General features: G+C 38.2%; 6 protein-coding genes. 2 read left to right on the top strand and 4 right to left on the bottom strand.

From position 1 onward, the window contains the following. Nucleotides 1–15: 15 nt before the first annotated feature. Together FFR48_RS19800 and FFR48_RS19805 are read right to left on the bottom strand one after the other, a co-directional pair. Nucleotides 16–2529: a DUF1156 domain-containing protein gene (locus tag FFR48_RS19800; protein ID WP_137668565.1), complete on the bottom strand. Its 2514-nt coding sequence runs from the start codon at nt 2527–2529 to the stop codon at nt 16–18. Between the two features lie 123 nt (nt 2530–2652). Continuing rightward, nucleotides 2653–6150 carry a protein NO VEIN domain-containing protein gene (locus tag FFR48_RS19805; RefSeq protein WP_137668566.1) on the bottom strand — a complete coding sequence of 1166 codons (3498 nt, stop codon included), beginning with the start codon at nt 6148–6150 and terminating at the stop codon, nt 2653–2655. Nucleotides 6151–6287: 137 nt separating this feature from the next. On the opposite strand from FFR48_RS19805, the gene FFR48_RS19810 reads away from it, so the two are divergent. Continuing rightward, complete coding sequence (locus FFR48_RS19810; protein WP_137668567.1) at nt 6288–7667, top strand: 1-acyl-sn-glycerol-3-phosphate acyltransferase; 1380 nt, start codon at nt 6288–6290, stop codon at nt 7665–7667. A 339-nt stretch (nt 7668–8006) separates the two neighbouring features. Here FFR48_RS19810 and FFR48_RS19815 read toward each other — a convergent pair whose 3' ends face one another. Next, nucleotides 8007–9539, bottom strand: a complete 1533-nt coding sequence (locus FFR48_RS19815; RefSeq protein ID WP_137668568.1) for a gamma-glutamyltransferase family protein — start codon at nt 9537–9539, stop codon at nt 8007–8009. 249 nt (nt 9540–9788) lie between these two features. Here FFR48_RS19815 and FFR48_RS19820 point away from each other — a divergent pair, with 249 nt between their 5' ends. Continuing rightward, nucleotides 9789–10586: a Uma2 family endonuclease gene (locus FFR48_RS19820; RefSeq protein WP_096568661.1), complete on the top strand. Its 798-nt coding sequence runs from the start codon at nt 9789–9791 to the stop codon at nt 10584–10586. 130 nt (nt 10587–10716) lie between these two features. On the opposite strand, the gene FFR48_RS19825 is transcribed toward FFR48_RS19820, so the two are convergent. Then, nucleotides 10717–11352, bottom strand: a complete 636-nt coding sequence (locus FFR48_RS19825) for a hypothetical protein (RefSeq protein WP_096568663.1) — start codon at nt 11350–11352, stop codon at nt 10717–10719. Between the last annotated feature and the right edge of the window lie 182 nt (nt 11353–11534).

The raw sequence follows: 11534 nt of genomic DNA on the forward strand, positions 1-11534 counted from the left end.
TTTTTCCGGGCTATACTAACAGTAACTATCTCTAGCCCTGATGATTACGTCAAGTCTGGCTGAAATGAGAACATCCTCAAAGCCATACACAGACTGCCTTTTTAATTTTCGGACAGGTCTAATGATTTGTAATGCTGTGCGAACTCGCAAAGGTGAACCGTCTGCATCTATAACTTGTTTATATTGGGAAAATACCGCCATTCCGGGTCCTATGCTGGCTTGGGCTAAGTCCACCGGTGCAATATTTCCTTGTTGGAGGTTTTTCAATGCTTGGGGAAGTTGGTTTTTCAGTTCCTTTAGCAGTTGACGACGGGTAGCAGTGGGGGCGCTTTCTCCACGGGGACGACATACCAATACTATAGATGATGCAAGGGCATTTGTACCACTGGCTACGGTGCGGTTACTTAATTCCGTTCGCATTGGCCATGTACCAGTAATAGAAAAACCAGCTTTTATTAAACCTTCTAGCATGGTTTCCCAACCTGTGGAAGCTGTTAATTTATCAGCTTTTTGATTTTTTTCATCTGCTTCTGATTCTGATTGTTTGAAAGCATAATATACAGTAATGGGATAGTCAGGATGGGCAGTTTCTTTCATTCTGTGAAATGCGTTCCCTAACCCAGTTTCAAAAAACTCTTTAGCTTTGTTTTTATCACCACCAAATCTGTAAGGTGTGGCTACTAATTCCGGTTCTTTGGGAACAAGTAAGGTACTACATATTTCAGGGTAAATTTTACCGATGGAACGCCGCAACCAAACATAAAAAAAGTCTGCTAAATCAGCATATCCTATATTATCATAATATGGGGGATCTGTGGAAATCAAAAGATTATTAAATTCTATTTTTTGGGTTGCATTATGTTGTTTTACCAATCCTAAACTTTCACTATTTCTTAATTCTATAACTTTCCATATCCATTCAATAGCACCGTTAAAATTTCCTGTAGAATCACTGAATGGGTTAGCTTCTACAAAGTCCCAAGTCATAGGAATTGCTTGACGTGCAAAAGTGTTTCTTACTTTTGTATAACCAGTATCCCAAGAACAAATACTTGAATTTCTATCAGATAAACGACTAACACCAAACCCCAAATAAGTCGCCACAGCATCAGCGTAAGCAGTTGCACCTTTTCCACCTTCAGAAAGCGGTAAATTATCATCAACTATTCCTGCATTGATAGCATCAACTTTAACTTTTTCCCGTGCTTCGCTGACTAAATCACTAAAAGTTGTTAAAGCGACAAGTTGACGATTTGTGAATAAATCGGCGTGTTGTGTCATTCCATATAATTGCACACGAAAACCCAGTGCTTGTTCTGGTAAATTTGTGTTAGGTTTCCATTCAGGTTGTGCAGAAAAAGCAATATTAATATGTTCATCATTAGGAGAAATATAGACCCGTTCCTTTTTACCCTCTGCAACAATAGCCATTAAATCAGCTTCCATTCTCCCTGCTTTACCCTCATTGCGGATATAATCAAAAGCTACAGGAGTTTGACAACAAATACAAACTGCACCTTTACGGTTAACCGTTCCTTCCGGTATTTCACCCTTACCAGTTTTCACAGAAAAATTAATTAAAGGCGGTGTTTGACTACTATCAATAATTGGTTCTACCCACGCTTCCTTACCCTTTTTTGTAGATAATTTAAAAGAACTAACTAAGGGCATTTTTGCCCCACATCCAGGGTTAGGACATTGGACATTTCGCGCCCATAACCAAGCGATAACAGTAGCTTTTTCTCCTCCCTTTTCTGGTGGTAAATTGACATCAGGATATAAATGACCTATTTTTTTAACAGCCTGTTCTCGCATCCATTGACCATAATATTTAACATCTGCTGCCAAACCCTGCGCCCCATAATAGATCCCCCCCTTACCCCCCTTAGCAAGAGGGGAGATATTTTGTTGTTTGGCATTAGGGTTTATGGGTGGTTGATCTTTAAATTTAGGAGGTATTTCTATTAAAGCTTTAGTAATTAAAACCGCCACAGGATTTAAATCACTGCCATAGGCTTGTAAACCTAATCTTTGCCCCTCCAAAGGAATAGAACCACCACCACAAAAAGGATCATAAATGGGTGGTGCATACTTTTGTAAATATTCCCGCACCCCTGCCGGTGTGGTTGGTGGTTCTTCATTTCTATTCCACGCTAAACACCGGGCAATTTCTTTTTGTGCTTGTTCAATAATTTCTGGTTGGTTGATACTATCCCAAGACACTAAACCTTTAACAACTTGTTCCGCTTTACCTTTTTTTTCAATAGTAATAATTTCACCAATAATTTTAAATAAACGTTGTCTTTCCGCTTCCTGTGCTGCTTCCGTGGGGAACTTATCAGGATGACTACTAGGATCATCTATTAAAGATGCAAAAATCACCGCCCGACAAGCAGCTAAAGGTCTTCTAGCCCACCATAAATGTAAAGTAGAAGGATGGCCATGTCGGATAGATTTTTCTCTAGCAGATTCTTGATTGATAGGTTCTAGGGGTAATGCAACTTCAATTAATTTTTTTTTGTAGGACATGGTTGTTAAAGAGATTAAGGAATCGTAGGGGCGAAGCATTCGGACGACTAATTATCAATTATATGATAAGGTGATTTTCGGAATGCTTCGCCCCTACTTAACCCAATTATCAATTATCAATTGTCAATTTTCAATTAACTCGTGCCAATTATAATTAACACTATTCACCCTAAAATCCGGTTCTCTAGAAAAAGGTTTCTGCACATAATAAATAGTAGGATTATTCCCATCCACCTGCACCAATGCTAAAATAAAATTATCCGGTTTATTCAATGCTGTAATAATCTCATTCTTTGTCACCGTCACTGTAGTAGCACCAGCAACTCTACCCTTAACTTCAATAAATCGCAATTTACCGGTTTCTGGGATTTTTGATTCTATATCATAACCGCATTTATCAGCACTAACATCTCGCGGTTCATAACCTAATTGACGCTCATTTTCCATTACTGCTAACATGGCTATTTGTTCTATTCTTTTCCTCTCTTTGGCAAAAGTTTGAATTTCACTATTTGAGATTCCTTGTAACTGTTGTAATAAACCAATGGGAACAATTAACGCCCCGCCAATAACCACAGGAGGAAGGGGAGATAAACGTCTTTCTTGTTGTAATTCTTCCAGGCGTTTTTGTAGTCGCGCTTGCAGTTCATCTGCTCGATTTCTAGCCTTGGTAGAGTTAATTTTAGCGTTGATTTTTCCCGCTTGTTCTTGCATTTCTAAATCCGTTGCCCGATAATCCCAATAATTGATTTCTTTGATTAATCTATCTTTTACCGCTGCCATTGTTTTATCAATTAATTCTTGTTTATGTACCTTGACTTCTTGCAAATGTTGGGGGACAATCTGAGAGATTGCATAATCAGTGGCTTTACCTTCCAAATCATTGAGTAACCAAGAACTTTCTAACTTTCCTTCTAACATTTCTTCTATCAATGTTTGCTCAGTTTCGCCAATTGGTTGATAATTCAAATAAGGTGCATAACCCGCATTTCCCACTTTTCCAGATTCAGAGATTTCTACATATTGCATTCTCCGAGAAATAATGCGACGATTACCATTAATATCGGTACGTGCATCTTGGATGGAATGTTCTAAATAAATTAAAGCTCTAATTTCCTCACCTGGATCATTTTCATCAATTAAAATACTCCCCTCTTTCAAAACATGACGATACCTTTCTAAAATTAAATCTATGGTAGTATCTAAAAGGGGATTTCCCGGACAAATAAAAGCAGCTAAAGGTTTACCAGGAATACTAATTAATTTTTTATCAAAACATACCCGTTCATAACGATTTAAGATCACATTTCCCATACCAATAACCCGCCCTCGGTTACGAATTACAGCGGGAACATAGGTAATTTCATAGCGGTTTGGTTCTCTTTCTTTAATGCTTCCTCCTAATTTTTGCAAAGCTTCAATAAAGAAAGCACTGACAAAATAAGGTTGAATTTTTCTAGCTTCTGCGCGTTCCATTTCCGCACGAATTTCTTGGACTCTGGAAATATCCAAAGTATTGCGAACTAGGACTTTTTCTGCTAATAATTGTTTTATACGTTGATGATCTAAAGATTTGGCTACAACTTCAGTTAATCTTGCTTTCACTGTTGGAGAATCACCATAACGAATAGCCTCAATTAATAATTCTCGCAGTTGTACCCCATCAATAGCTTTACCTAATACATCAAAGACTTTTCCACCTAATGCTTTTTGTTCAATTTCCAGCTTTTTCAATAATGCTAAATAAACATCACCTTCACGGGTAGATTTGGCGACTAAATTCCATAAATGACATACTTCTGTTTGTCCAATGCGGTGAATTCTGCCAAATCTTTGTTCTAATCTATTAGGATTCCAAGGTAAATCATAGTTTACCATTAAATGCGCTCTTTGTAAATTAATTCCTTCCCCCGCTGCATCGGTAGCAATCAAAATTTGCACATCAGGATTTTGGGTAAAAGCTGTTTCTGATTTCCGTCTTTCTTCCCTACCCATTCCCCCATGAATAATCACAACTGCTTCGGGTTTTCCTAATAGTTTACTAATCTGATCTTGCAGATAATTTAAAGTATCTCGATGTTCGGTAAAAATTACTAACTTCCTCCGATAACCACGAGTGTCAAATAATTCCGCTTGGTTTTGTAACAGTTGAGAAAGTTCTTCCCATTTTTTATCAGTACCACTACGATGCACCCGCAAAGCGATTTTTTCTAATCTTTCTAATTGATTAATTTCGGTTTTTAATTCCGCAATGGTTCGCGCTGCGGAAGCTTGATCAACTACTTCTTCTTCCGTTGCTTCTCGCTCATCACTGGGTAAATCTTCTTCAAATTCTACCACATTTTCCCAATCTGCAATTTTTGATTCCCAACTGTTAACTACCTCCGCACCGCGTTTTTGAATTTCTTCCTCCCTTAACCGTTTTTGTAATCGTTCTCGACGACGATGTAAAGATTGATAAATAGCCTCTGGTGAAGATGCTAAACGACGTTGTAAAATAGTTAAAGCAAAGCCGACTGTACCTTTACGTCCGAGATTTTCTAAATTTTCCGCTCGGTTAAATTCTTCTCTGACATATTCAGTGACTTGTTTATAAAGGAGTGCTTCTAAATCTGATAATTCATAATCTACAGTATAAGCTAAACGTTCAGGAAATAATTTTGTGCCATCAAATTTAAATAAATCTTCCTTGACCAATCTTCGCATTAAATCACTAGGATCACAAACATGAACACCATCCCGAAACTTACCTTCAAATCTATCACCATCTAACAACGCCATAAATAATTGGAAATCTTCTTCTTTACCGTTATGGGGAGTAGCAGTCATTAATAAAAAATGACGAGTAACAGTAGAAAGTAATTTACCGAGTTTATAACGTTTAGTTTCCCGAACTTCCCCCCCAAAAAAAGATGCAGACATTTTATGTGCTTCATCACAAATGATTAAATCCCAATCAGTTTGTGATAATTTAGCTTGTAAATCTTGACTGCGACTGAGTTGATCTAACCTAGCAATAACTAAAGGTATTTCTGTAAAAGCGTTACCAGTACGAGCCGCTTCTAAACGTTCCTGAGTGAGAATTTCAAAATTTAAATGAAAGCGTTTACTGAGTTCATCTTGCCATTGTGCTGTTAAACTACCAGGAGATACTACTAGACATCTGTGTAAATCTCCCCGCAATTTCAATTCTGACATTAATAAACCTGCCATAATGGTTTTACCCGCACCAGGATCATCTGCCAAAAGAAAACGCAACGGTTGACGTGGTAACATTTCACCATAAACTGCGGTAATTTGGTGGGGTAAAGGTTCAACTAGGGAGGTATGAACAGCGAGAAGAGGATCAAAAAGATGAGCTAATTTTATTCTTTGTGCTTCGGAAACTAAACGCAATAAATAACCATCGGCGGTAAAATTCCAAGGACGGTTTTGGGTGACAATTTCTAAAGTTGTTTCTGTTTCCCGGTAAATTAATTCATTTCCCAGATGGCCGTTAGCATCTTTATAAGTTAATTCTACGGCATTACTGCCACACCATTTAACATCTATAACTGTGATGATTTGATTTGGTAATATACCTTTGATTAAACTACCTTTGGTGAGTTCTTCTAACTGCATACTCCTTGATCTCCTGATTCCTTTATTTTCTGTACGGGCGAAGCATTCGGAAAATAGCCTGGGCAAAAAATTAATAATTGTTCTCCCAAATGCTTCACCCCTACGATGATCTCCTGTCCTCTATCTTCTTATATTTTATGTATCAGGCGCAACCACCCTTAGAATTTATCCCCCCAGCCTTTAACCCCTTGTTGTTAAAATGCGTACATTTGTTATTACCCCACTGGATCAGCTGGAAAACTCCCATTAACCAAATTGAAGCAGAAAATGTAGAAGTTTTAGCGGAGCTTTATGATCAGTTTCAAGCTGGGAAAATTCGGTTTATGTTAGCGTTTCGTCATCCAAAAACAGAAGATCCTTTTTGTTTAACTTATTTATTTTCTCAGCTTTTACCCAAGGTAGCAAAACAGCAAAATATAAATTTACAATATCCCATTCATGCCCATTTTATTTATGATCGGGGTATTCCTTTATGGGCTGGTAAATATATAGGTTGGTTAGCTGCTAATTTAGGTGGTACTCCTATTCAAAGAGGTAAAGCTGACTGGATGGGGTTGCGTTCTGCCAGAGATTTATATATTAATGGTAAGTTCCCCATGGCCGCTGCTCCCGAAGGTGCTACTAATGGTTTATCAGAAATTATTAGCCCTTTAGAACCGGGTATTGCTCAAATGGGTTTTTGGTGTGTAGAAGATTTACAAAAAGCAGGGAGAAATGAAGAAGTTTTAATTGTCCCAATTGGGTTAAAATATAGTTATGTTGATGAACCTTGGGATGCGATCGCCAATTTATTAACTCAGTTAGAAATTGCGAGTGGTTTAAATTTTCAATCAGCTAATAATAGTAGTTCCTTTGAGTTACTTTATCCCCGATTATTGACTTTGGCAGAACAATTATTAGCTATCATGGAGAATTTTTACAGCAAATTTTATCATCAAACCTTGCCAGATGAAAAGATTACTAATGGGGAAATTAAAGATAGAAATGAAGCCTTAGCTTACCGATTACAATCTGTAATGAATATAGCGTTATTCATTGCTGAACAATATTTTGATTTACCATCAAGAGGTAATTGGAATGATCGATGTAGAAGGGTAGAACAAGCCGGATGGAATTATATATTTAGGGAAGATTTTAAAGATATGAAATCATTATCAACCATTGAGAAAAGTCTAGGGGATAGAATCGCCGAAGAAGCTTATTTTCGGATGTGGCACATGAGATTAGTAGAAAGTTTTGTAGCAGTTTCTGGTACTTATATCCGCGAAAAACCCACAGTAGAAAGATTTGCTGAAACGACTTTACTATTATGGGATATGGTGAATAAAATTAAAGGTAATAATCCTTTAAACCGTCCAGAATTAGGTAAACAAAAAGCCAAAATTTCCGTAGGTAAACCAATATCTGTATCTGAACGTTATCCCACCTATAAAGGTAGTCGAGTAGGTGCAAGACAAGCGGTATCTGAGTTAACAAGTGATTTACAGCAGGTGTTGCAAGAGTTGGTGATCAATTGATAATTGATAATTGATAATTGATAATTGAGGGAGCATCCAAATTTTGAAAAAATAAGAAAAAATAAATGCAGCAACACCAAAAACTCTCTCCAACTCTTTTACCTTTGTGTACTTTGTGTCCCTTGCGGTTCAATCAAATAAAGCCTGGGGTAATTTGCTGTGTGAGATAAAAATAAACTTACACATTTAGGATGCTCCTATAATTGACAATTAAAAATTGACAATTACCTATCCCTGAAATTCAGAGGATTTCAAAAGCAGAATTTTTGGCTTTTTCCCCTTTCAAGGGTAGGTTTTAAACCTTTAATGAAACAATTATCAATTGTCAATTGTCAATTGTCAATTACCACCCCTAGCAACCCCACCAGTACGACGGGGATCAGCAGCAGCAGATAAACCATGTTGGGGATGCCATAAAGTGGCCTGCACTCCGCCAAAATACATAGAGAGTTTAGGGAAACAATGGGTAATAAAACCCCCTATTTCATCCTTGGGAATACCAGCTTCCATGACTACAGTAGGTTTACCATCCCTAGTTTCAACATGAAGACGAGGATGGGCGATCGCCTCTTCTAATGACATTCCCAAATGAACAAAATTCAGCAATACTTGAGCTATGGCTGTGGTAATACGAGAAGCACCAGGAGAACCAATAGCTAAAACCCTACCATCAGCACATCTAGCAATAGTTGGGGACATATTAGAAGTTAAACGCATTCCTGGGTTTAAATGGTGACATCCTTGGGGATGTAATTCTATTTCTCCCAAAGAATTATTCAACCAAAACCCAGTACCACCAACCATCACTCCCGAACCATAACCAGCAGAAGCGGTAATAGAACAAGCTAAACCGTTACTATCAACGGTGGAAATGTGAATAGTTGAAGGTGAAGATAACAGAGTTTGCGGTTTTCCCACACGGGCTAATTCTAGGAGTTTTGCAGTTTCCCCAGTGCGATCGCTGCTAAAATCAAGATGATGGTTGCGGTAGTTTAAAACTGCGTGTTGCACCTCTACCATTTGTTTAACAGTCGTTAAATTCCATTCTTGCACAGAATTATCATCTAAAAGTAACAACATTGCCGCCAAACAAGCACCACCCACAGCGGGAGGAGGATTAGTTGCAATTTGCCAATGATCAAAATTAATGCAAATAGGCGATCGCTCTACCGCCTCATAAGCAGCCAGATCCGCCGCCGTTAACAAACCTGCATTTTCCTGAATTTCCGCAACAATCCGCTTTCCTAATTCCCCAGTATAAAAAGCCCGTACCCCCTCCTGGGCAATCAATTCTAGACTCTCAGCTAGTCCAGGAACATGAACAATTTCCCCTTGTTGTAGGGGAGTACCATCCTCATGGTGTAGCGTCTTATAGCTGTCAGGATGCCACCCAAAAATAGCTGCATGGGTGTAATGTAAATATTCCGCCGCACCCCCAGAAAGGGGAAAACCTTGTTTAGCCCATTTTCGTGCAGGTGCTACCACATCAGCCCAAGGTATATTTCCGTACTGTTCCCAAGCCTTGCCCAAAGCCGCAAACATTCCCGGAGTGGCAATACTACCATAACCAAGCACCGTACTAATTTCACCACCATAATCAAAGAAAACTTCCCGAATACCCTGGACAAAACGCTCATCTTCTAAACCTCTTCCTGGCATCTCTGCATAACCATCAATGACAATAGGATCAGCATTAGCTGGCCAGATAGTGATAAAACCACTACCACCGGCAGCCATCACCCCCAAATCAGTACACATAGAAACAACAGTAGCAGCGATCGCAGCATCAACCGCATTACCTCCTTGGTTAGCAACAGCAGCACCAGCATCCGCAGATATTTGAGAACCAGAGGCAATAATTACTTGTGGCATAGTGGAAAAATCGTCAACACTTACCTACCATAACTTGAGAAGTTGTCAGCATTCAGCTATCAGTAATCAGTAATCAGCTTATAATGGCAGAAACAAAGATTTAGCAGCATTAATTGAGTAAATTTACACTCTGTGCATTTGTGATTGTTCTTTGTATTTTAGCATTGAAAGCTGATAGCTGATGGCTGAATACTTATCAATTGACAGCTAAGATCATAGATAAATATGTCAATAGTCTCAGGTGATGTCATGTTAACGAATATTACAGAAAATCAGACTCCACCAGTTGAGGTTATCCCAGACTACGAACCCCCCCTACCACCAACCGATTTAATATTTGATGATGGAGTTCCCTTGGAAAGTAACCGCCACCGCATCGCCATGAATGTTTTAATTTATTCTTTACAACAAGCATGGTCAGACCGTCAAGATTATTTTGTTGGCGGGAATATGTTTATCTACTATAGTAGTGAACAACTGAGAAATAAAGATTTTCGTGGTCCAGATTTTTTTGTTGTTTTGAATGTCCCCAATAAAGAAACTCGTCAAGGTTGGGTAGTTTGGGAAGAACAAGGACGCTACCCAGATGTAATTATTGAATTAATGTCTCCCTCAACTAAGAATGTAGATTTGGTTCTCAAAAAAGAACTTTATCAAAACATCTTTAAAACTAGAGATTATTTTGTTTATGATCCTTTTGATCCTCACTCCTTAAAAGGTTGGCATTTAGATAATCATTTTGTTTATCAACCTTTAACAGCTAATGAAAAAGGCTGGTTATGGTGTGAAACATTAGAATTTTGGTTAGGAAATTGGCAAGGAATACTAACAAGAGAAACCGCCACTTGGTTAAGATTTTATGATCAACAAGGAAACTTAGTTCTGTTACCAGAAGAAGCTGAACGTCAACGAGCAGAACAAGCAGAACAAGCGAGAAAAGAAGCTATACCCAAATTATTGCAAATGGGTTTAACTGTTGAACAAATTGCCCAAGCTTTAGCATTATCAATTGAGGAAGTACAAAAAGTGACTACAACATTAACATAAACAACCACTAAAAAATTAATTACTGCTCGTTCCCAGTCAGAGACTGGGAATGCTTAATCGAGGCTCTGCCTCAAATTTACAGTAAGATAGATCCTGCCATAATTCATTCCCATAAAACCCTATTTACCACTTACAAATTTTCAGAATCTACACCCATAGTCTGAAGATTTGGCAATAATTTGATCAAAAATAAACCAGTAATGCCACCGTAAGTTAATCCCATCACTAAACTACCTGCTACTGTAGCCGCAAGCAAAATTGTCCCTAGAGTTTCTAAACCTCCTCTGACTATTTGCCCAGCAATAACACCAGCGATAATACAAGCTAATACCCCTATACCTGCGCCCACTGTAACACCAATAGAATTGGCAATTAACCATTTAAGAGTCTTATTTTTCTGCCATTTCATCGTTCGTGCTTGGGCAAAACTCAGGGAAATGATACCACTGACTAAGCCAAAAATTGAGCTAATAATACCATTAGAAGTCATAACAAGTATGAGGCTACCGATACCACAACCAATGCTGAAACCAAAAGTAGTGGCTAATATCCATTTAGCAGATAATTGATGGCGTAAAACTAACTTTTGGGCAATACCCACACATAAACCACCCAACGCACCACCCCAAAAACCGGAAATAGCAGATAAAGAAGAATTGATTGCCGGTAAACTAGAAAATAAACCCAAGAAAAAACCAATAACAATGGCAATAGTTGTGGCGAATACCCACCACCAATATTTTGCTTTCAGAGTTGGATTTGACATAAATTTTATACGATTTTCTACAGATAAACAAATGAGATTTGTAAATGGTTGGTCAATACTTAGGGGTTGCTGAGAAAGTCTTTCCGTGAGGGCATAGGAGTCAGGAGTCAGGAGTCAGGAGTCAGGAGGAGATTTGAAAATTTCTTTGCCATCTCTTGAAATCCCAAAAAATGCACACTTTT

The organism is Sphaerospermopsis reniformis, assembly GCF_005402885.1.
GTDB classification, from domain to species: Bacteria; Cyanobacteriota; Cyanobacteriia; order Cyanobacteriales; family Nostocaceae; genus Sphaerospermopsis; species Sphaerospermopsis kisseleviana.